This is a genomic window from Pseudoteredinibacter isoporae, from assembly GCF_040372805.1.
Classification (GTDB): Bacteria; Pseudomonadota; Gammaproteobacteria; order Pseudomonadales; family Cellvibrionaceae; genus Pseudoteredinibacter; species Pseudoteredinibacter isoporae_A.
In genome coordinates, this window is record NZ_BAABWJ010000006.1 from 174988 (window position 1) to 197834 (window position 22847).

Sequence of the window (22847 nt, forward strand, 5' to 3'; positions counted from 1 at the left end):
GGCATTTCAGAAAATACTGTTGCCATTGGGAATTCAAAGCTTGAAGGGCGAATGAATGTGAACACGATCTCTTTATCCAAAGGTATTATCGGAAGCTTTCTGGTTTTAGCGTCTTCCAGAGCCTTCGGATTGACCGAATCCTTCACCGCCACAGCGCTGGATTACGTATTCTATACTTTCGCTTTTTCCGGACTTGTTTTTTCAACCCTTACCATACTGGCCTACCGCGAGCTGAAATGGCTCGTCTACGTAGCACTGGGTTTATTGCTGATCGTGAATGCCGCGGCCATGGACGGCTCACTCACACTACTGATTGGTCAAACTGATTTCACAACCTGGGTCGTCCCTTTTCTCAGCACAACGGTGGCCGCCAGCTTTGGTTTTCTTGTCGTCGCCTTGGGGCTTTCTCCTTCCCATCGTCTGGGACGCCTGAGACCCACGTTCTTCATTCTCTCGGCCATTGCCGCTCTGTTTACCGCGAGTACGGCATTGTGGTTGGAAAAAATACCCATCACCCTCATGTGGATTCCTGCGATTGTGCTTTTTTTCAGCATGGTGGTTTGCCAAGTACTTCCCCCGCTGACCTGGCCCTCTTACACCCCCGGCTTACGTTGGTTCATTCGCCTCTTTCCCTTTGTCGCGGCTTTGTTCTCTCTCGGTGGCTACATCGCCTTTTCAGGTTCATTTGTGGAAAGCCAACAAGACCTGAATAGGGTTTATCGTTGGTCACTGCTTATTTTTGCCTTCTTTTCTCTCACTATCGTTATCTGGCAGATCGCGGGACAAAGGCAAGCTAAAGAATCCGCCGAACGTAAAGCGCTTGAAGCAGAGAAACAAGAAGCCGAACTGCAACTTGCACTTCATGATGCCGACAAAGCTTACCGCGAAGCCCTGTCGATGGCTGCCAGACATCGCAACCAACTGGAAACAGTATCTCACGATTTAAAACAACCCATTATTGCACTGCGCCTGGCCGCCGATCAGTTGAGACAAAGCAAAAGCCTGGAGGCGGAAAAACTGTCTAGGGCGATTGATTATATCGACAGTTTATCTCATTCCTATATCCGTTCAGCCCCCTCTCAGGATGAACCCCAGACTGAGAGCAAAGAAACGGTTTCGACGCGACTGCTCGGCAACGCCCTTCAACAAATGTTCGAGGCAGAAGCATCACTCAAAGGCATTCAATTATCCTTGATTCCGATGAATCACATGGTATCGATTGAACCGCTTTCCACCATGCGCATTATGACTAACCTCATCAGCAATGCACTCACACACTCAGCGGCGTCTCGTATTCTGATTGGGTTTCGGAAAGTACAGAACAGGATCGTTTTTCAGGTTCATGACAATGGCTGCGGCATCAATGATATCGATCAGGCGCGTATTTTCGAAGCCGGCCAAAAAGGCAACGAGTCCACCGGACAAGGTCTCGGGCTCAACATTGTCCAGGAGCTGTGCTCTGCAGCGGACATGCCTTTTTCCATTCAGTCCAACGCAAACATCGGTACCTCCATGTACGTTTCAATGCCATGTTCTTTACAGGAGTCAGCATGAAAAGTTTAGTGAAATATTCCCTACTTGCCGGTGCGATCTTCAGCAGCGGGACCGCAATAGCTTCAGGCGCCACGGCAGCAATTTCTCCGGTGGATTTGCAATCACAAACCACTGTGAACCAAATGAGCAGTGACATGCTGCTGGCGAGACAACAAGGCAAATTGTCCAGAAACACAATGATTTCCTCAGTTTCACTCTATTACGCATTGAGTATTCTGGAACGAGGCGCCGACAGAACAACCAAAACGCTCATGACGTCACTGCTATTGGCAAACGATGGGCTGAAAGTGCCGGAGGTTGCTCCGCAACTTGCAAATGCAATTATGGAGCCTTCTCATCCAGAGCGACCAACATTAGGTCATTTCCTGCTGGCTAATGCGATTTGGTCCAGTAACGGCGCAAGCAACGGCAAGCCATTCACCTTTTCTGAGTCCTTTGTCGCTGATAGCATGCAGTACTATTCCGCAACGAAACAATCTCTCGACTTTATGGCGGAAGGCGCCTCGTCCTATTTTAATGATTGGGCTGCTGAAAATACTAACGGACTGATTCATGAAATTTTGAGTGACAGTGATGTAAAGAGCTTTCAGTGGGTCATCACTAATGCGGCTTACTTTGAGGGCTCATGGGGTGTTGCCACGCGACGCCAACCCCCCAACCAGCGTTATCAATTTAAGTCTCTGGATGGATCAACGTTCAGCACGGATACCATAGCAACAAGAGGTTACAGAAATTCCGTGCTGGACAATGAGGACGGAAGCCTCGCCTTTTCTATCCCATTTGCAGGCCGCAAGTATTCGTTCATCGTGTATATGCCCTCTGCAGAAGAAGCAGATATTCAGGGATGGCTCCTTCGCTCAGGCATCAGCGATATGCCGAATGTCATCAATACGCTCAACGACAGGACACTCCCCCTCTACGAGCTGAGCATTGAATTGCCTGTTTTTACTTTCGAGGATGAGCTCGAAATGCGCGAAGGCTCTTTTGTCGCGCGCGAGCTGGGCTTATCGCCCCTGTTTTCCGACAAGGTTGATCTGACCCGGATGGTCGACCGACAGAACACTGCTCTCGCGGTTCAAGATACAAAGGTTGGGCTAATAAAGCAGAACACCAAGATTGAACTGGATGAAAAAGGCGTCAAAGCGGCGGCTGTCACAGTGATCTCCGGAATCCAAAAAACCAGTGCGGGCCGAAAATTTCCTAAACGCAGAATCGTTGTCGACCGGCCTTTTGTATTTTCAATCGTCGAAAACACAACACGGACCCTGCTCTTTAATGGTGTCCTGATCAAGCCAGACCACTAATTCGCCTCCCAGATGAGCCAAATGGGGTATTTACCCCATTCCGGAAAAGCACCACAAGCTTCAATATGGTTCACGCACTAAGACACTATCCGTACAACCTGAAAGCAGTTCCGACGTTGGCATCACCAAGGAAAATAACATGAAGAAGATAATTGTACTTTTCGCCGTTTTGCTCAGTTTTGCTGTACCGATGACACATGCCCAAATCACAGGCATTCCGGAAATACCGCAAATCCCGGCATTTCTGCCATGGTCCCATGATGTGCCGATGACCGACAAACTGCCGATCGACGGTGAATGGATGATCACCGCGATACGCAAGCGCATCAGAATCGAAGGTGGACGAGCCTACGCCATCGATTCGTGGTTACACCTTTTTGTCCTGAAAATTGAACCCATGATGGTCGTCCAAAAGCAGTGGCGAAGAACCGGGCCCGGCGAATACGCCGGCGAAGATCTGCCACTGATGGGACCCTTCACGGCCACACTGAACCCTAACGGACAAATGACGATGAGAATCCAGGGTGTTATGGGTCCGGTTACACTTACCCTTGTCCCCGTTCGAGCAGACAATCAGAAGCGTTTCGACCGGGAAAAATCTGGCAAACTTGAAGATGAAGAGCGTTATTCAGAAGACGAGGAAGAATACTCAGAAGACGAGGAGTATTCAGAAGAAGATGAATATTACGAAGATGAAACTGAATATTCTGATGAAGAAGAGTACGCAGAAGACGAAGAATACTACGAGGATGAGGAAGAGTATTCAGAAGAAGACGAAGGCCCAAAGAAAGTCGCGGCAATTAAAATTCGAAAAGCCAGAAAAGGATGCAAAGGCAAACAAATTTACCTGTCTCGCGGCGCCTGTTACTCCTGCCCCAGCGGATATCGACGCTTTAGCCCAACACGCAAAATGACCCACCCAAAGGCTTGCACAGAACGTGGGCTAGGCAGAGACACCGTAAAAGCAAAATACCTCTGGCAAGCCAATGGCTGCAAAAAAGGTCAATTCAAACACAAGGGCTACTGCAAGGTCTGTCCTGAAAGTAGCAAACGAATACACGTGGCGGGATTGGATACCGGTTACTGCAAAGTATTGAGATAAGCGCCAGCCGTTTAACGTAAAGATAAGCACTGAGAAAAATATTATGCGCAATTTGGAATCAAGAAGACGTTATCCACCTTTACTAAAAAGTAGTCCACAGGAAAGAGGATTTACAATGAATAAACTATTGTTGCTAGTCGCATCGTTTTTACTGTGCCTGGCGGTATCCCCGGCCTATGCTTCAGGCACAGTGGTATATGGTTTCGATGGTACCGGAAAGAACTTGAAAAATGGCGATAAAACTAACGTTTATCGCTTTATGATGGCCCACCGCGCCGCCAATCCCGGGACACACTACGTTTACGCCGGAGGCGTTGGTTCATTGCCAGGAGGTAATTTTCAGCCGTTGAACTACCCAGGAAAAATCACCGGTTCTGGCGGCAAAAAAATCATTAGAGATATGTATAAAAAGCTGGTTCAACACTTTAAATCCGGACGAAAAGAAATTGTCATTGTCGGTTTTAGTCGAGGCGCCGCACTCTCCAGGGAATTCGCACATTTAATTCAAAAGCGTGGCGACCCGCTGCAATATCAGGAGGGCAAAAAGCCCAAAGGTAAGGCTCCCAAAATCAAGTTTATGGCACTGTTCGACACGGTCTATTCCTTTGGAATCGCCGCAGGCAAAACCGACCTGGGTTTCCACAAGCGCATAACAAGCGATGTGAAAGCCGTCGCACATGCTACCGCAACGCTGGAACTTCGAAACACCTTCGATTTGTGGTCTATTCATTTTGACAAAAAGCATCTGAATAGCATCACCGGCTCAGTCAAAAAAGGCAATCTACGCGCAGAAAAGGCGTTCGAGGCTGGCCACGACGATGTTGGCGGCGCAAAAAAGTACAATTACTATGGCTATGATCCTCTAGTGTGGGTCATTGATATCGGGAAAAAAACCGGCTTGACGTTTGTCTCACCCAAGAAAAGCGATTTCAAGAAGCAAAAAGGACAAGAACCCGAGAAAAAAGGTCTGGGCAAGCGGCAGATCTATTTCCCCAAGCGTGGGAAAGTCCCTGCGATTACCCATAAAAAAGCCAAAAAAGGTTGTAAAGGTAAGCAGATCTACCTTTCCGGCGGAGCCTGTTACTCGTGTCCGAAAGGCTATAGACGCTTCAGCCCTACCCGCAAAATGACGCACCCAAAAGCCTGCACCAAACGAGGCTGGGGCAACGACACCAAGAAAGCCACCTACAAATGGCAGGCGAACGGATGTCCTAAAAACCAGTTCAAACATAAAGGGTACTGCAAAAAATGCCCCGCTGGCACCAAACGTATACATGTCGCGGGATTGGATACGGGCTTCTGTAAGTAAACAAAGAAAACTACGGTCCTTCTCTCTTACTCTCTACCTCATGTAAGGGGGGGACCGGATTTTACGGGCAACGCAAACAACGTATACAGCCAGCCAATATGTGCCTTGTACGAAAGGCTTGAGTGTCAAACGGGAATGTCTCTTTGAATATCGTATGTATGGACGTGTTTTATGCGTCTTGAATAGAATGGCCATTGAAAACTCAGCAGCCTTACCCAGGTGTATATATTCGTTTAAACCCCTCAACACTGAAACCGTTCATACGCTTATTTCCGTACAAAATGACAGGAACACCCGTAGCCCCCATTTTCTCATGCTCGCGTTTTGCTCTTTTATTGGTCTCAATATCATATTCCACAAATGGAATACTGTTTGAAGCGAAGTACTTCCTGGCCTTTTTACAATAACCACACCATGAAGCAGAATACATAACCACTTTTTCTACTCGCTTCTTTTCCACCTGATAACTGATATTGGTGTAGGTGTTTACCTTAAGCGTTAGCTTTTCTGCATTTTGACCAACGGGCCTATTTTTTGAATCGCTGTAGTGGACTTTTCCATCGTCATCCACCCACTTGTAAATTTGAGAATAGGCCGAAAAAGAGAGCAAAATCAGTACCAAACTGTATGTTAACTTCATCATTGCATTATTCCTTATTTCGTACGCAGCCTGAACAATCGGGCATACATTCCTTTTGACCATCGCCAAATCATCTCGATTTGATACTAGAGTTTAACGAGTGCAAGCTTTAACCCCTTCTCTGGCTCGAATTCCTTAATTTCATCAGCAAGCGCCAGCGGGGTAATAGACTGCACAGATTCAATCACTTCCCGAATATCTCTCTCGAACTCAGCAAATGTGACCTGCTGATTGTTCAAGGCGACTAACATGGTGCCCCCGGCTTTCAGATAGTTAACACAACGCCTAAGCAGTTTTTGGTAATCTGGCCAGCCTCGAAAAGAGCCTTTTTGGAATGGCGGTGGATCCAGGATAATAATATCGAATTTGGATTGCTTTGCCAGCTGGCTATTGGATTTCAGGATATCCCTCTTCCAGATAGACACTCGTTCACCTGACAGGCCATTCAATTCATGATTGTATTGTGCGGTTTTACTCGCACTGCCACACATGTCAACATTCACAACCTTCTTGGCGCCACCTCGCAAGGCAAAAAGGGAGAAAATTGACGTATAGGAAAAGAGATTGAGAACACGCTTTCCTTCGGCCTGTCCTTCCACCCACGACCACCCACTGCGCATATCAGGAAACACGCCGGTGTTGCGATTTTCACCAAGGCTTACCTGGCATTGAAGCCCCTCTGAGAGCGGCGTATCAAACACCAGCGGCAATCCCTGATCAACACCGCTTCGAGTAAACAGGATCTCATTCTCAACCTCCGGCCAGGGTCGAAGTTGCAGTAAAACCGTTTCAACAAAAGTAAATTCCTCGAACACTGCCTTTAAAGCCGAAATCGCATCATCACTGATTTGATCTTGGTAACATTGAACAAACAGCACCGGTGGATACCACTCCACATTCACTTCTTCCAACGAAGGGAAAAAACGTCCTCTCCCATGAAATACACGGGAGACGTGATTGGGACACTTTGTGAGATTTAGGCTGATTTCTTGTTGCAGAGGATTCATATCAAAGGTCATGGACAATTGCACTGTTTATACACTGGTGAAATTGTACGTAAGAGGCTTAGATATATAAACAAGTAATTGTGTTTCTGAAGTGAAGATGCTTTTCACTCATTCAGATTCGAGCCGTTCTCTTAAGCTCGAAATTGCTTTTTACCAGTGTTTTTGACTGTGGTTTACATTCGATAACGAAAAAGGCAGTGAGGTAATGCTGAACAAGGCTACGCATTAAACATTCGATTTGTTCTCACGTGAAACACGCACATCTTTATGTGCGTATAAGTCGAGCATGAAATCCTGCGTATAAAGAAGGGTAAGAGTAGCGACCTCAATCCGCCTGAATATACCGAAAGCTCTCGCACATCGGCATATCCTGATCGCCACCACTCATTCTGAGCTTGAAGGACTCGGCCACTCGTGCGAGGGTCTCGGCGGAGTTCCCACTCCACATAGCACTGACAATATCATCGACGAGTAGCAAGGACAGTTGGCAACGACTTTTAATGCGCTCGTGATTGCTGTAAAGCAAGGCAACTTTTGTTCGAGAACGGCGAATTTCATTGAGGTCGTAACGCCAGATGGATTTTCGTTCTCCGTAGGCTTCTACTTCACTGGCCAGACCAATATTGTTCAACAACCAGCGACTGTTGGTTTTGCCCGGACGGATATCACTCAGAGCCTGAGCCGATACTGGCTGGGTTGCAGTGCTGTATTGGACATCCTGAGAACGGTCAATCACCGTACAGGCACTTAAACTGATGGCAGCTAGTAATGATAAGCTGAGACGGATCATGAAAACTCCTTGTCTCCCAATGAATGTTTTTAGGCCTACGGGCACTAAATAACATATCGGCCGGAGGGAGCTTAGGCTAAAGCAAATTTGCTCATATTTTTGTGCATGGTCGCCATCAATTTAATTTCGGCTTTTGACAGACCGCTTTGGCGCTCGATTTCATCCAGAGCCAAACCTTCGTCCAACATGGCCGATGCACGAGTATAAGGCGTCTGAGCTAAATCGGGTTCCGGCTCATCGTCATAGCTGTAGGGCTCTTGATGGCTATCAGGGTGATTGGCTTGTGGAGAGTCCAACTCGCCATTCTGATAATCAAAATGCTGTTCGGATACCGCATCTTGTGCCAGATGAGCTGCCAGGCTTTCCTGAAACGAAGGTTCAACACCCTGGGCACTCGCTGGCTCACTTGATGATTGCTGGAAACGCTGCTGAGATTGGAATGCCGCGCCAACAATGGGTTCAACAGAAGCTTCCTTCGTCCCGGGCACACCATTTTGCTGCTGTTGATCGTTTTCCAACGCATTCAAACTCGCCAGCAAGCTTTGCTGTTGCGCCTGCAGCTCTCTGAGATCTTTCGCAACAGTGGTGTCTGGCGACATAGCCTCCTGCCCGCCAAACTCTTGAGCATTGGGCCCAGAGCTCGAAGCCACGTCAAAGGGATGCGGTGCGCTCGGCACCACTTCCAACGAAGGTATCGCGGCCTCATGAGCCTCTGCCATATGATTGACTGAGGCAAGCGCCGGGCCGCGCTTTGCTTCCAGACTCTTAATGCGACGACCCAGACCGATATTACTGGCATTAATGGATTTCAGTTCCTGTCGAGCTTCTTGCAAGTCCTGCAGTTGTCGCCTGATTTGACGACTTTGACGCCAATAACTCAGTACCAGGAGCAACACTCCCAAGCCCAGGCCAGCGGCAATATAAACTGTCGGATGCAACATCGCTGCGAACATGTCTAAACCTCATTATTGTCAGCGGTAGCGAGGATAAGATCCTTATACAGCTACTTCGTCATTATTCAGTTCAGCCCACTCTTCCTCGGTGAGCAATTTATCCAAATCAACCAGAATCAGCAGTTCGTCATTTTTATGACAAACCCCCTGGATATACTTGGAGTTATCATCATTACCAACATTAGGCGTGATTTCGATTTCTGACTGACGCAGATAAACCACTTCAGCAACAGAATCGACAAGAATACCCACCACATGACCATCGGCTTCCACAATCACAATGCGGGTGTTATCCGTAATATCCGTGGCGTCGAGATCAAAGCGTTCACGGGTATCGATCACGGTAACCACATTACCGCGCAGATTAATGATCCCAAGGACATACTCGGACGCCCCAGGCACTGGTGCAATTTCGGTATAACGCAAGACCTCTTGGACCTGCATTACATTGATCCCGTATACCTCACCGGCGAGCTTAAAGGTCACCCATTGCAAGGTAGGATCATCATTTACGTTCTCTTCAATGGCGTTGGCCGACATAATTTCGACTCCCTCAAAACAGTTTTTGGCCCTGAAAGGCCAAGCAGGCATTAATTCGCGTCAAAAACTTCACGCACCTGTTCTTAAATATAGTCGTTTGCAGGTTCTGTGCCAGGAACGGTCAGGAAAAAAACAGCCCCTTGGTCGGAATGCAAAAACGACCACCCAAGGGGGTTATCGGCGGGAAATCAGATTTATACAGCCTCAGCCCAATAAGCTTTTGTCGCTTTGTCGGAATTCGCGAGTGTTTCACCTTCAGAATCCACACTGCGTTGGCTATTGATGCGCTGCTCCAGGAATCGATACAGAGCACCGTAGGCCTGCACGCCTTTGGCGGCGGGCTGGAAGAGGTTCGCAGGAACCCCCAGGCGGCTGGCATCGCGAAGCTTGGTGTCGATGGGGATATGCCCCGGCCAGAGATCCACCGGGAACTCATTTCGCAAGGAACGTACCGTCTGCTGGCAAGCCTGGGTACGTCGATCCACCATCGTCGGAACCACCACCCGATCAATAACGGTATCCAGCGAATGCTGCACCATATCGACGGTTTGTTGCATCCGCGCAAAGCCCTGCAGCGACAAAAATTCGGCTTGCACCGGAATGATCAGGCGAGTGCTGGCCACCAGAGCATTGATCATCAACACCCCTAGTGCTGGCGGGCAATCGATCAAAACCAGATCAAAATCGTCCTCTAGCAAACTGAGCACCTGTCCCAACACCAGGCCAAAACCCCGCCGATGCTGTGAAGTACGCTCCAGAGTAATCAGGCTGGGCGAGGACGGCATTAAGCTCATGCCCTCGTAGGGCAACTCAACGACGATGTCCATTATCTCCTGGCGAGTTACAGGCTCCTCATGATGAAGTAATTCTGCGGATGATTGCTTCAATGCCTGAGGCTTTATCCCGAAGTAACAGCTCATCGAGCCCTGTGCATCCAGGTCAATCAACAACACACGTTTGCCGGCCTGAGCCGCATAACCACCCAACGTCACCGCACTGGTTGTTTTGCCCACACCGCCCTTCTGGTTCGCTACGGTCCACACTTGCATGATCACATCCTCTACTTATTGCGACGGTAATGACTTGCCGCTCGCTCTACACCCTATAGGCCAGGGATTGCCCCCGGTGGCTACACGTTCAGCGGAGTGCCGCCGCTTTGGTCGATATCCGCTGGATTTACTCCGTAATAGAGCAAGGCGTGTACCAATTTCGAGGATTTCAGCGTGCTCCGGATGAACGGAGTGGGAATTTACTGTGGCTCGTCGCCACTGCGATACAGCAAGCCACCACTGTCGGTGGTTTGCGGTTGGAGAATCAATGGAGGCAAGGCCTCTTCTTGCTGAGCCGCCGCTTCGGCCTCGAGCTCCTGCAGTAATCTCTGCTCGGCCATTGCGCGCATTTCAGCAATAGCCGAAGCCCGGCTGGAGGCTCGACTGATTTCACTCTGACTCTGGAAGGCAGTGTCTCCCCTGGCAGCCATGTCCATCGCCGTGCGCGCACTCACACTCATGCGTTCAGGCGCGCGCCTGGACACCATAACGACAACGCGCCGGTTTTGCTGCCGGCCTGCGACGGTATTATTGTCAGCAATCGGTTGAAACTCACCATAGCCGACGGCGGAAAGCCGTTGTGGCCTGACACCAGAAGCCATCAATAATTTAACCACCGCTGCGGCCCGCGCTGAAGACAGTTCCCAATTACTCGCAAAACGTGAGGAACGTATGGCTTGATTATCGGTGTAGCCCTCAATCTGAATCTGGTTTTCATAACCGCGCAGTTTTCGGGCAAGTTGCTCGAACAGGGTTTTCGCGGCATCAGACGGGTCTGCGCTGGCACTGGCAAACAGCACATTGGAATTCAATTTCAATTCCAGCCACAGCTCATTGCTGTCAAGCTCAACCAATTCATCGTCAATCAAATCAGCAAATTCACTCGTTAATTGGCTTTCCAGCTGGCTGAGATCAGCCACAATTGCAGGAGTGCCCGCAAGCTTCGCTTGCTTGCTTTGATCAATCACGGTCGATTGAGTGGATGAGTGTTCATTGATCGCTATGGGATTAGGGTTGCGTGGTGGCGACGTAAAAATCGCGTTCAAGCTGGTTGAGAGTTCTTTGTATTTGGCTTCGTTCAATTGTGAAATCGAATACATCACAACAAAGAATGCAAACAACAGGGTAATGAAATCGGCGTAGGACACCATCCAGCGTTCATGCTTGACTTCAATCTGTTGTTGCGGACGATGACGACGCATAAATCCCCCGAAACTCGCCGGCCCTAGCGCGGCAAAAAGCCCTGGAGTTTGAGTTCGATACTGCGTGGGTTCTCCCCTTCCGCAATGGCCACAATACCCTCGATAATCAATTCTCGATACAGAGAATCGGCATTCACAGATTGCTTCAATTTATTGGCAATGGGCAGCAAAAACAAATTGGCAAATGCCACACCGTAAATCGTCGCCACAAATGCTACCGCGATGCCAGGCCCGAGCTGGGATGGATCGGACAAATTTTTCATTACATGAATCAAACCAATCACGGCGCCAATAATACCGATCGTTGGCGCGTAGCCCCCCATGGACTCGTAAAAACTCGCGGCATTGTGATCGCGCTGCTCTTGAGAGATCATGTCGATTTCCAATGATTGCCGAATAAGCTGAGTGTCGTTACCGTCGATCAATAACAACAAGGCTTTATGAGCAAACCGATCTTGTTCTTTATCGGCTATAGGTTCCAAGCCCAATAAACCTTCACGTCTGGCCACAACAGCCCAATTCACCACGCGCTTGATACCGGCATCAAAAGCCGGGTACTGTGGAAAGAAGATCCGTTTTCCCAAGGTCAACGCCCGTTGAAGATGGGGCTGGGGAGTTTGTAAGACCGCCGCACCGACCGTACCGCCGATGACAATTAACGCTGCCGGGCCATTGAGCAAGGATTGTAAACTGCCACCTTCGAGAAAATTCCCGCCGAGCAGTGCGGCCGTTCCAACGGCCAATCCGATAAGCGTGAGTAAATCCATCAGCTGATCTCGACTAACTGTGACGCGAACTCATGCAATGGCAAAACATGGTCCGTTAATTCCGCTTTTGCGACTGCCATAGGCATACCATAAATAACGGAGGTTGCTTCGTCCTGGCTCCATATGGTGCCACGCCGTTGTTTGATGGCTCTTGCGCCTTCGCATCCATCGCTGCCCATGCCTGTTAAAATAATGCCGAAGGCTCGACTGGCAAACGCCTCGGCCGCTGAGCTGAACGTCAAATCCACTGAAGGCTTGTAACTCACATCCGGCGCACCATCGAAAACATCAATTTTCATCGGGTTGGATTTGTTGAACGACAACTGCTTTCCGCCTGGAGCCAAATAGGCGGTGCCCGGCTCCAGCAGTTCTCCATTTTCAGCATGGCGAACACGAATCTGACATTCTCTGTCCAAACGTTCAGCAAAGGCCATTGTGAAATTTGCTGGCATGTGTTGAACCAAAACCAATGGAATTGGAAAATTCGCTGGCAAAGCCGAGAGAATATCGGTTAAAGCGACAGGCCCGCCTGTGGAAGAACCAATAACGACTACCGATGGTGCCTGACTCAAGGTGCGTCGAGCCGAAATAGACGTCGGTTTACGCTTCGCAGGAGCGGTGGATGAAAATGGAGAAGCAACGGCTTTTTCGCCACGCATCGCAACGGTTAAAATTCGATCCTGCAAGGCGGTACTCAGTTTCTGCGAATCTCTCGAAAACTCAGCAAAATTCTTCGCCATGAAGTCCACCGCACCTGCGGCAAGCGCGTCAAGTGTCACCTTAGCGCCTTCATAGGTCAGAGAAGAAAACATAATAATGGGAACAGGATTATTCGCCATGATCTCACGCACGGCGGTAACGCCGTCCATCTCCGGCATTTCATAATCCATGGTGATGACATCAGGCTTTAGCTCGGCCGCTTTGGCCACCGCTTCTTTACCATCGTTCGCCACGCCAACAACGTCGATATTGACGTGCGAACCGATCATTTCTCGCAAGCGGTTTTGAAAAAACAGTGAGTCGTCGACAATTAGTACTTTAACGGACATTATGTCCTTCCCCTTTCAGTAAACCCAAGCAATAAAAACAAACAACTGCTGGCACACACTCCATGTACTGCTGTCGGCAGAGGCAGATCTTGGCTCCCGTCTGTTTTGCAAGATGTATTGCAGGATTGCCAGCAGGGCTGGCAATCGGTTTTTATGCGTAACGTTTCAGCATCGCCGGCACATCCAAAATCAGTGCCATGGTTCCGTCACCGGTAATGGTCGCACCGGCCATGCCTGGGGTTCCCTGTAGCATTTGGCCAAGCGGTTTAATGACCACTTCTTCTTGTCCGATCAGACGATCCACCACAAAGCCAACACGATCGGTGCCTACACTTACGATAACGACGTGCGCTTCGGCCAGCGGATCAATATCGTCTTCCACCAGCCACTTTTTCAAATAGAACAGTGGCACAGCTTTGTCGCGAATCGTCACGCATTCTTGCGCGTCAACAATGTTGGTTTTGGTCAAATCCATCTGGAAGATTTCATTCACACTCATCAAGGGCAGTGCGAAAGTTTGATCCCCCAGCATGACCATAAGCGTTGGCATAATGGCCAAGGTCAACGGCACTTTAATGACCAGACTGGTGCCTTCACCTAAACGAGATTTGATGTCTACCGAACCGTTGAGCTGGGAGATTTTGGTTTTCACCACATCCATGCCCACACCACGCCCCGACACATCGGAGATCTCGACCTTGGTTGAGAAACCAGGCGCAAAAATCAAATTAAAAGCTTCTTCATCGGTCAGGCGCGCAGCGGAATCATCGTCGTACAGGCCCTTTTCCACCGCTTTTTTACGCAAAGCATCAGGATCCATACCACCACCATCATCGGTGATGGATAAGAGGATATGATCACCTTCCTGCTCGGCCGCTAGCGTCACGGTCCCAACCCGGCTTTTACCCGAGGCTTCGCGTTTGTCCGGTGATTCGATACCATGGTCGACTGCATTGCGCACCAAGTGCACCAATGGATCCGCCAAGGCCTCCACCAAATTCTTATCGAGGTCGGTGTCCTCTCCCACCAATTCAAGCTTAATTTCTTTGCCGAGATTTCTCGCCAAGTCACGAACCACTCGCGGGAAACGTCCAAAAACTTTCTTGATTGGCTGCATTCGAGTCTTCATAACAGAAGACTGTAAGTCCGCTGTGACGACATCCAGATTCGCAACCGCTTTGGACAGTGATTCATCGCTCGACTTGCCGCCAATACGAACCAGGCGATTGCGAACCAATACCAGCTCGCCGACCATATTCATGATCTCGTCGAGACGCTGGGTATCAACACGAACCGATGCTTCACCGGAGGCCGCGGCACCCTGACCGGCATTGCCTTTTTTGGCATTGGCGATATTGGTGACATTGGCTTTTGCGGCCGGTTTGGCGGCCTCTTTGGGTTCAGCCTTTTTCGGAGTCGCTTTGGCTTTCGCCGGTTCAATCTTACTGACCTTAGTCTCAGCGGCTGCCTTTTCGGCGGCCGGAGCGGTCCCAGCCGTTGGGCCTTGCCCTTTGCCGTGCAAATCGTCCAGCAATGCGTCGAATTCCGCTTCGGAGATTTCATCACCTCCGCTCGCCGCAGCTGTATTCTTCGGTGCTTCGGCCTTAGCTTGGGGGGCCGCTTCAGACTTCGGCGCGGCGCCATGCAGTCCGTCTAGCAGAGCCTCAAATTCAGCATCGGTAATTTCTGGATTATCCGAATTGATAATCTCATCAACATTACCAGAATCCTGGGCCGCCGGTTTGGCACCATCGAGTTCGTCCAATAATGCATCAAACTCTTCCTGGGTAATTTCATCGCTGGCGGCTTCGGCAGGTGCCTCAGCGACAGGAGTCGCCGGGGCTTCTTCCACCACGGGTTCCACTGCCACTTCGGCCTCGGCTTCCCCCTCACCTTCCGGTGTTGCCAGTTTACCCAGCTCTTCCAACAGCTCTGGGCTTGCCGCACTCGGAGTTTCACCGGCACTTAATTCAGCAAACTGCTGATTCACCATATCCAGGGCTTGCAGTACCACATCCATCAAGGCAGGTGAAACTTTTCGTTTCCCGTTGCGCAAAATATCAAACAGATTTTCCGTTACATGGCAGCACTCCACCATGGCATCAATCTGCAGGAACCCTGCACCGCCTTTAACCGTATGGAAACCCCGGAAAATGGCGTTCAGTAAATCCGTATCTTCCGGACTGTTTTCCAAATCCACCAACTGCTCAGAAAGCAGTTCCAGAATCTCGCCGGCTTCAACAAGGAAGTCCTGGAGTATCTCTTCGTCGTCCCCAAAGCTCATAACTTACACCCCTTAAAATCCAAGGCTGGACAGCAGGTCATCAACTTCATCCTGGCTGCTTACCGCACCTTCGGTCTGCTCAGGATTGATCTGTGGTCCGCTCAATGCGTCTGCCGCTTTTGCTTCAACAGCAGCCGGCCCATTGTCGTCTGGTAAAATGCCTGTGATGTCCTCTACCTGAGAAGCAACCTTAATCAGTTCAACAAGATCGCCTTCCAAATCACTAATGAGCGCCATCACGCGATTGAGTACCTGGCCCGTTAAATCCTGGTACTCCTGCTCCATCATAATCCCCTGGAGGTTGGAATTAATCAGATTCGCATCGTCGCTCATTCGGTTCAGAAACATATCCATTCTCGGATAGAGTTTGTTAAACTCCTGGGCCGACATTTCACGACTTTTAATGCGCATCCATTCCGAACGCAACTCAGCCGCTTCGCGACCCAGTCGATCTGCAACCGGTGCGGTTGCTTCTACCCTATCCATGGTTTTGTCTGCCGCCTGCTGCGTCATCTTGATGACATAATGCAGGCGATCAGAAGCATCTTGAATTTCCGTACCTTCTAATGGTGCCGGTTGATGCTTGGATTGCTCATCAACATGAAAGTTGACGATAGCATTGTGCAGGCCGCGCGTAAGGCGACCCACAGATGTAAATAAATGGCGATCACGGGCATCCATCAGAGCGTGGATCAGTTGCCCGGCTTCCTCCATTTGGTCTGCTTCCAGCTTATCGACAAGCAACTTTGCGCACTCGCGCAACTCAGTGATGAAGTCGTCAGACTGGCCGGCAATATATTGGGTATTCATAGACTTTCCTCAGCTCACTGCTTAGCCATTAACCCGTTCAAAAATCTTGTCGATTTTCTCCTTAAGAACCGCTGCGGTAAAAGGCTTAACAACATAGCCATTTACACCCGCCTGGGCGGCCTCTACGATTTGCTCACGTTTCGCTTCTGCGGTCACCATAAGCACTGGAAGGCTTTTCAAACTGTCGTCAGCACGAACAGCCTTCAACAGGTCGATACCAGTCATGCCCGGCATGTTCCAGTCAGTCACTAAAAAGTCGATGCCGCCGGCCTTAAGCATTGGTAATGCTGTCATGCCATCATCAGCTTCCTGGGTATTATTAAACCCCAAATCACGCAAAAGGTTTTTGATAATCCTGCGCATTGTCGAAAAGTCATCAACAATGAGGATTTTCATATCAGTATCCAATGTAGCCTCCAGGCAGCCCCCAAACGGGCTCATCTAACGGTGAATATATACTTGATGATAGTTGGTAATTCTCGATCTGCTCAGTCACGGCCGATATATATCCGAATTTATTACCCATGAGTTGGCGCAGTAGAATTTCTTTGATTCCCGCCCGCTCATGTACCTTTATTGGTCATTTTGGAGAATTCTTTAGTAATTAAATGAAATCGCACTTTATTTGCGCACATTGTGGAATTTTTGAATAAATCTAATAGATTTTGCGAGGAGTTTATCTACTGCCCGTGAGGTGAAAAACCACTCGGAACAGACGACTGGAGAGTTAGAATGGAAGAAAAAAACGATTTATTTATCAGGGCCTGTCAAAAAATCAGCGAAGACGCTCAAAAAAAATGGCGCCCTTAAGAGACGCCATTTTTTTGCCAATCACTGAGCTTTGTTCTTAACCTGGCGGTTGCCTGGCTGTGAATCTGGCTCACTCGTGATTCGCTGACCCCAATGATTTGCCCAATTTCTTTCAGGTTCAATTCTTCATCGTAATACAAGGCCAGAATCATACGTTCGCGCTCAGGAAGATCGGCAATCGCCTTGGCCAAAGATTCTTTCAAACCTTCGCGCTGCATATTATCGTGAGGGGCAATGAACGCCATACTGGTGTGTTCACTGCTCATGCGCGTATCTTCACCACCAAACGCTTCTTCAAAGCTGAACAGTCGACTGCTGGCGTTGTCTTTCAATACGTGATAATACTCGTCCAACGTCATATCCAGTTCGGCTGCAATTTCCTGATCGGAAGCATCACGCCCCTCTCGGGATTCAACCGTATTAATAGCATCGGATATGCGACGATTGTTACGGTGCACGGATCGCGGCACCCAATCACCTTTTCGCATTTCGTCGACAATCGCGCCACGTATTCGAATCCCGGCGTAGGTCTCGAAACTTGCACCTCTTGAGGCATCGTATTTCTGAGCGGCTTCAAGCAGGCCAATCATTCCAGCCTGAATCAAATCTTCAACTTGTACGCACGCCGGCATTCTCACCATCATATGATGTGCAATGCGCTTCACCAGTGTTGCGTAATCCTCTACACGGATATTCACACTGGGCGTTTGTGTCTGGCCGTACATTGCCAAGCTATCAGATACTGCCATCGCTAAAATCCTGAGTTGGCCACATTAAGCAGCTTTTCTACGAAGAACTCCAAATGCCCTCTCGGGTTATTGGGCAAAGGAAGCTCATCCACTTTTTGTGCCAGGGTTCGTATCGCCTGGGCCGCCTTGCTGCGAGGCGCATATTCTAAAATCGGAGTTTGCTTTTGCACGGCTTTGCGAACATTTTCGTCAAAGGGAATGTGACCGATATATTGCAGGGACACATCCAAGAAGCGCTGGCAAACGGCATTCAGCTTTGCAAACAGCTTACTGCCTTCCTGATTGTTGCGCGTCATATTGGCAACCACCCGAAAACGAAAAGTACCGTATTCGGTGTTCATCAGTTTAATCAGGGCATACGCATCGGTGATCGATGATGGTTCATCACAGACCACGACAAGAATCTCATTGGCAGCGCGTACGAAACTCACAACCGAATCAGAAATTCCGGCGGCAGTGTCCACCACGAGCACATCAAGATTATCAGCGATATCGCTGAACGCTCGGATCAAAGCCGCGTGCTCCTGATCCCCCAGCGTAGCCATTTGTTGAACGCCAGATGCGGCAGGAACGATATCAACGCCACTGGGGCCCGATATCATAATCTCTGGCAATCGGCGTTCACCGGAAAGTACATCGGATAAATTGTATTGGGCTTTCAGACCCAATAACACGTCCACATTCGCCAATCCCAAGTCGGCGTCTAGCAGTACCACCCGGCGATGCAGCTCGGCTAAGGCAATGCTCAGGTTTACAGAGATATTACTCTTTCCAACCCCACCTTTACCTCCGGTCACTGCAATCACTTGAACCGGTCGACCATAACTCATGGGATAATTCGCTCCTGTCTCTAGCGGGAATATGGAATAACTTATTCAGTATAGTTGGCTATTTCCATTTATCCTGCCGTTTGGCCAAAAAAATTAAAGTTTCATTTTTCGCTTAAAATTCCACCGACTTCTTGCTCGTCGCCTCGTCTACCTGCCCCAATTCCAGTGCGGTAGAGACAAGGTGCTGACTGCGAGCAACAGCAATGTCCTGCGGAATATTCTGACCGTCGGTACTGTAAGCCAACGGCAAATCGTGCTCAATGATGACACTCAGTGCTTCACCCAGCCCTGTGGTTTCATCCAATTTACTCAACACCGCACCGCTCAGTCCACGGCCAGCATAAGCGTGAGCGGACGCTTTCAGCATCTGCCATTGGCTGTTTGCGGCCATGACCAAATAGCTGCGAACGGCGCGATGCTGTTGTACCAACGACAGCTGTTGATGCAGCATTGGGTCACCATGACGAAAACCCGCAGTGTCGATTAGAATCAATGAACGTTGTTTAAAGCTGTCGATAACATCTTTCAGATTTTCGTCTTCCTCTACCACCTTTACCGGCACTTTTAGAATGGCACCCAGTGCTCGCAGTTGATCATGCGCCGCAATGCGATACGTGTCGGTCGTAATTAAGGCGACCTGCTCAGGGCCATGCTTCATCACATAGCGCGCCGCCAGTTTTCCAACGGTGGTGGTTTTACCGACTCCAGTTGGACCGACAAAAGCAAACACCCCACCCTGCTCGGTGATATCTTTCGGCAAAACCGGAATCGACTGTGTTAAATGGGATAAAGTTTCGTTCCAACTGTCGCCAATACTCTGACCAGGATTCAAACGATTCAATAATTGCTTTACAACAGCTTGGCTCAAACCCAGTTTCTGCAAACGTGCGCGTACCGATTCTACAACCGGATTTTTTACGCCACTCTGATGAGTCGTCTGAGCAATCTGCTCTTCCAATAAACTGCGCATGTCCGACAACTCGGCCATCAGCAATTTCATCTTGTCATCCACTTCCATGGCTTGTGGCTGAACCGGTGCCGGATGAACCGGTGCACGCAGTTCTCTCTGCATGGCTTGGTGATCCACCTGAGTTTGCGAATGTGGCACTGGGCTGAAATTCGCATCTTGCGCAGGGAAATGATCGACTTGCAGTTGCGGTTGTGGCATTGCCTGAGCTGCCCCAGACCATTGTGCGGCAGCGTCGTGATGTACTGGCTGAGGCTCAGCGCGATTGATCTGCTGGTGAGCCATCGCGGCCGCAGCTGGGAAACTGCTTACCGCAGCCGAACGTTTGAGCGACGAAGCCGATGGCGCTGCGCCGGCTTCGGCACGATTGCGGGCCGCCAACATTTTGTCTCGGGCAGAAGCCACTTCTTCAGCCAACTCCTCTCGGGTTTTACCGGATGCTTGTCCACGATGCAGCGGCGTACGCATTTCCAGGCTGGCACCACTCATTGTGTCTGCCAACTGTTGAGATTGTATTTGCTGTTGCCAGGCTTGATCGCTGGCCATTGGCACATCGTATGATGCCGCAGGAGAGTCCTGTAAATGTTTGCTGGGTACCGGGCTGGGTTTTTCAGGCAACTCCAGAGATGCCATCACCTCAACACCTTTTTCGGTTCGATGGTTGGAAAGAATGACGGCTTCAGGCCCGAGCTCGTGACGCACCAGCTCCAGCGCTCGTCTCATATCGGCAGCAACAAAACGCTTTACTTGCATGACTCTCTCCTACTCACCCATTGGCTCTTTGGCTTGGGTTTATTGCTTATTTCGAATCAGGCCGCGTCGACGCTAACAGCCATCTCGATGGTAATTTGCTTGTTATCCGGAATCTCGGTGTAAGCGAGAACCCGCATTTCCGGCACAGAGAAGCGATTGAATTTCACCATCAGTTCTCTCAGCGGCGCGGCAACCAACAGAATGATGGGCTTCCCTGCCAGTTCCTGTTGTTGCGCGGCACTGATCAATGCCTGCTGCAAACGCTCAGCCAAACCAGGTTCGATGAATGCTCCGTCATCGGTGCCAGATTTCTGCGCCTGCTGTACAGAACTAAGCAAAAGCTGTTCCAACTGTGGATCTAAAGTCATTACGGGGAGCTCCGGCTCAGAGCCCACAAGGCCTTGCACAATTTGGCGGGCCAGAGCAACACGCGCAGCGGCCTTCAGTGCGACGGGATCTTGACTCTTATCAGCATTCGCTGTGATCGCCTCGGCTATGCTGCGCATATCCCGAATGGAGACCCCCTCCTGCAGCAGGCCTTGTAAAACCTTCAACAAAACATTCAAGCTGATCGTGTTCGGCACCAATTCTTCAGCGAGCTTCGGAGATTTTTCCGCGAGAATATCCAATAACTTCTGGACGTCCTCATGCCCAAGCAATTCGTAGGCGTGTTTCTGGAGAATTTGATTGAGATGAGTGGCAATGACCGTCGCCGCATCCACTACGGTGTACCCCATCGTTTGGGCATGATCTTTCTGAGACTCTTCAATCCAAACCGCGTCCAAACCGAAGGCCGGGTCCCGGGTTTGAACGCCTTCCAGTTTGCCGAACACCTGACCGGGATCGATGGCCAGGAAAGAATCCGGATACACTTCCGCCTCACCCAAGGCCACACCCATCAAGGAAATTTTGTAGGCCGTTGGGCTTAAATCCAGATTGTCTCGAATATGGACCGAAGGGATGAGAAAACCCACATCCTGGGAAAGCTTTTTACGCACACCTTTAATGCGACCGAGCAGCTCACCATTCTGATTGGTGTCGACCAGGGGAATGATTCGATAACCGACTTCCAGGCCCACAACATCGACCGGAATCACATCGTCCCAACTGATTTCTTCGCTGATACCCGGCTCGTCACCTGGCCCAACAGGGACCAACTCACCTGCCGAGGCGCCAGCCCCCGAAGAGGGACTCACACTGCGACTGCCGCTTTCTGAACTTTCCTCATCCGACTTGTTGCGCTTGTGAATCACGTAAGCGACTGAGCCTGTTACCAGCGCCAGACTTAAAAAGGAAAAATGGGGCATTCCTGGAATGGAACCCATCAGAAACAATACACCCGCAGCAACACCCAAGGCTTTGGGTGAGTCGAACATTTGACCAATCACCTGGCTGCGCATGTCTTCTGAGCTGTTTACGCGAGTCACCATGATGGCAGCTGACGTCGACAACAACAGGGAAGGAATCTGGGCCACCAAACCATCACCGATGGTCAGGAGAACATACTTCTCTCCCGCTTCGGCGAAGCTCAATTCATGCTGAGCCATGCCGACAATCAATCCACCCACAACATTCAAGACCAGAATTAAAATGCCGGCGACCGCATCACCGCGAACAAATTTACTGGCACCGTCCATTGCCCCGTAAAAATCCGCTTCACCAGCCACTTCTTCACGACGAGTACGCGCCTCATCCTGATCAATTAATCCGGCATTTAAATCCGCATCAATAGCCATTTGCTTACCGGGCATAGCGTCCAAGGTGAATCGGGCACTCACTTCAGAAATACGGCCCGCACCCTTGGTCACCACCACAAAGTTAATGATCATCAAGATGATGAAAATAATCAAACCCACGGCATAGTTACCGCCGATAACCACTTCACCAAAAGCCTGAATAACCTTACCCGCCGCATCACCGCCATTGTGACCTTCCAGCAGAACCACACGAGTCGAGGCCACATTCAGGGCCAGCCGCATTAAGGTCGCCACCAACAAAATGGTTGGGAAAACCGCAAAATCCAAAGGACGCAAGGTATAGATCCCCACCAATAACACGACGATGGACAAGGCGATATTAAAGGAGAAAAACAAATCCAGGAGGAACGCAGGCAATGGCAAAATCATCATGCCAAGTAGCATCAATAAAAGCAGTGGTACACCCAAATTGCCCTGGCCAAAACTGCGCGCATTATTGATCGCGGCATCGCGATCGAATTGTTGGGGCAAAGATCTTATATCGGCAAAACTCGGTAACGGCATAATTCGGCTTTTTGACACTCAAAGGCTTGAGAGCTGGGTATCGCAAGAAGCGTACCGAATTTGCCGCCGAGGGGAATTTTTTTGCCGCTGAAGCGAAAGCTCGCATGCCATCTAAGC

The 22847-nt window shown here is 49.8% G+C and carries 20 protein-coding genes; 4 read left to right on the forward strand and 16 right to left on the reverse strand.

Going from position 1 to position 22847, the window contains the following annotated elements:
• Positions 1–57: 57 nt before the first annotated feature.
• From ABWW03_RS13425 to ABWW03_RS13440, 4 genes are all read left to right on the forward strand, one after another.
• Positions 58–1554: an MFS domain-containing histidine kinase gene (locus tag ABWW03_RS13425; protein ID WP_353408896.1), complete on the forward strand. Its 1497-nt coding sequence runs from the start codon at positions 58–60 to the stop codon at positions 1552–1554.
• Positions 1551–2858 carry a serpin family protein gene (locus tag ABWW03_RS13430; RefSeq protein ID WP_353408898.1) on the forward strand — a complete coding sequence of 436 codons (1308 nt, stop codon included), beginning with the start codon at positions 1551–1553 and terminating at the stop codon, positions 2856–2858. Before ABWW03_RS13425 ends, ABWW03_RS13430 begins: the two co-directional genes overlap by 4 nt.
• A gap of 139 nt (positions 2859–2997) precedes the next feature.
• Positions 2998–3960, forward strand: coding sequence for a hypothetical protein (locus tag ABWW03_RS13435; protein WP_353408900.1), 963 nt, complete (start codon positions 2998–3000; stop codon positions 3958–3960).
• 43 nt (positions 3961–4003) lie between these two features.
• Positions 4004–5269: a T6SS phospholipase effector Tle1-like catalytic domain-containing protein gene (locus tag ABWW03_RS13440; protein ID WP_353408902.1), complete on the forward strand. Its 1266-nt coding sequence runs from the start codon at positions 4004–4006 to the stop codon at positions 5267–5269.
• Positions 5270–5480: 211 nt separating this feature from the next.
• Here ABWW03_RS13440 and ABWW03_RS13445 read toward each other — a convergent pair whose 3' ends face one another.
• The 16 genes from ABWW03_RS13445 to flhA form a co-directional block, all read right to left on the reverse strand.
• On the reverse strand, positions 5481–5912 hold the full coding sequence (locus tag ABWW03_RS13445; protein ID WP_353408904.1) for a glutaredoxin family protein: 432 nt from the start codon (positions 5910–5912) through the stop codon (positions 5481–5483).
• Positions 5913–5995: 83 nt separating this feature from the next.
• Positions 5996–6928, reverse strand: coding sequence for a class I SAM-dependent methyltransferase (locus ABWW03_RS13450; RefSeq protein ID WP_353408906.1), 933 nt, complete (start codon positions 6926–6928; stop codon positions 5996–5998).
• 313 nt (positions 6929–7241) lie between these two features.
• Positions 7242–7706, reverse strand: coding sequence for a hypothetical protein (locus tag ABWW03_RS13455; RefSeq protein WP_353408908.1), 465 nt, complete (start codon positions 7704–7706; stop codon positions 7242–7244).
• A gap of 71 nt (positions 7707–7777) precedes the next feature.
• Positions 7778–8659, reverse strand: a complete 882-nt coding sequence (locus ABWW03_RS13460; RefSeq protein WP_353408910.1) for a DUF2802 domain-containing protein — start codon at positions 8657–8659, stop codon at positions 7778–7780.
• A gap of 42 nt (positions 8660–8701) precedes the next feature.
• The gene (locus ABWW03_RS13465; protein ID WP_353408912.1) at positions 8702–9199 is read right to left on the reverse strand and encodes a chemotaxis protein CheW; all 498 of its coding nucleotides are present in this window, start codon (positions 9197–9199) and stop codon (positions 8702–8704) included.
• A 194-nt stretch (positions 9200–9393) separates the two neighbouring features.
• Positions 9394–10248, reverse strand: a complete 855-nt coding sequence (locus ABWW03_RS13470) for a ParA family protein (RefSeq protein WP_353408914.1) — start codon at positions 10246–10248, stop codon at positions 9394–9396.
• 200 nt (positions 10249–10448) lie between these two features.
• Positions 10449–11450 (reverse strand): flagellar motor protein MotD, encoded by a 1002-nt coding sequence (motD, locus tag ABWW03_RS13475; RefSeq protein ID WP_353408916.1) that lies wholly within the window; start codon positions 11448–11450, stop codon positions 10449–10451.
• A gap of 23 nt (positions 11451–11473) precedes the next feature.
• Positions 11474–12217 carry a flagellar motor protein gene (locus ABWW03_RS13480; protein WP_353408918.1) on the reverse strand — a complete coding sequence of 248 codons (744 nt, stop codon included), beginning with the start codon at positions 12215–12217 and terminating at the stop codon, positions 11474–11476.
• Positions 12217–13266, reverse strand: a complete 1050-nt coding sequence (locus tag ABWW03_RS13485; RefSeq protein WP_353408920.1) for a protein-glutamate methylesterase/protein-glutamine glutaminase — start codon at positions 13264–13266, stop codon at positions 12217–12219. The genes ABWW03_RS13480 and ABWW03_RS13485 overlap by 1 nt, the downstream gene beginning before the upstream one ends.
• A gap of 151 nt (positions 13267–13417) precedes the next feature.
• Complete coding sequence (locus ABWW03_RS13490) at positions 13418–15550, reverse strand: chemotaxis protein CheA (protein WP_353408922.1); 2133 nt, start codon at positions 15548–15550, stop codon at positions 13418–13420.
• A gap of 12 nt (positions 15551–15562) precedes the next feature.
• Positions 15563–16360, reverse strand: a complete 798-nt coding sequence (locus tag ABWW03_RS13495) for a protein phosphatase CheZ (RefSeq protein WP_353408924.1) — start codon at positions 16358–16360, stop codon at positions 15563–15565.
• Between the two features lie 21 nt (positions 16361–16381).
• Complete coding sequence (gene cheY, locus ABWW03_RS13500) at positions 16382–16768, reverse strand: chemotaxis response regulator CheY (RefSeq protein ID WP_353408927.1); 387 nt, start codon at positions 16766–16768, stop codon at positions 16382–16384.
• 398 nt (positions 16769–17166) lie between these two features.
• Positions 17167–17919, reverse strand: coding sequence for an RNA polymerase sigma factor FliA (locus ABWW03_RS13505; RefSeq protein ID WP_435372759.1), 753 nt, complete (start codon positions 17917–17919; stop codon positions 17167–17169).
• Between the two features lie 2 nt (positions 17920–17921).
• Positions 17922–18749, reverse strand: a complete 828-nt coding sequence (locus tag ABWW03_RS13510) for a MinD/ParA family protein (RefSeq protein ID WP_353408929.1) — start codon at positions 18747–18749, stop codon at positions 17922–17924.
• 112 nt (positions 18750–18861) lie between these two features.
• Positions 18862–20469 (reverse strand): flagellar biosynthesis protein FlhF, encoded by a 1608-nt coding sequence (gene flhF, locus ABWW03_RS13515; protein ID WP_353408931.1) that lies wholly within the window; start codon positions 20467–20469, stop codon positions 18862–18864.
• Between the two features lie 56 nt (positions 20470–20525).
• Positions 20526–22730: a flagellar biosynthesis protein FlhA gene (gene flhA, locus ABWW03_RS13520; RefSeq protein ID WP_353408933.1), complete on the reverse strand. Its 2205-nt coding sequence runs from the start codon at positions 22728–22730 to the stop codon at positions 20526–20528.
• Positions 22731–22847: the final 117 nt, after the last annotated feature.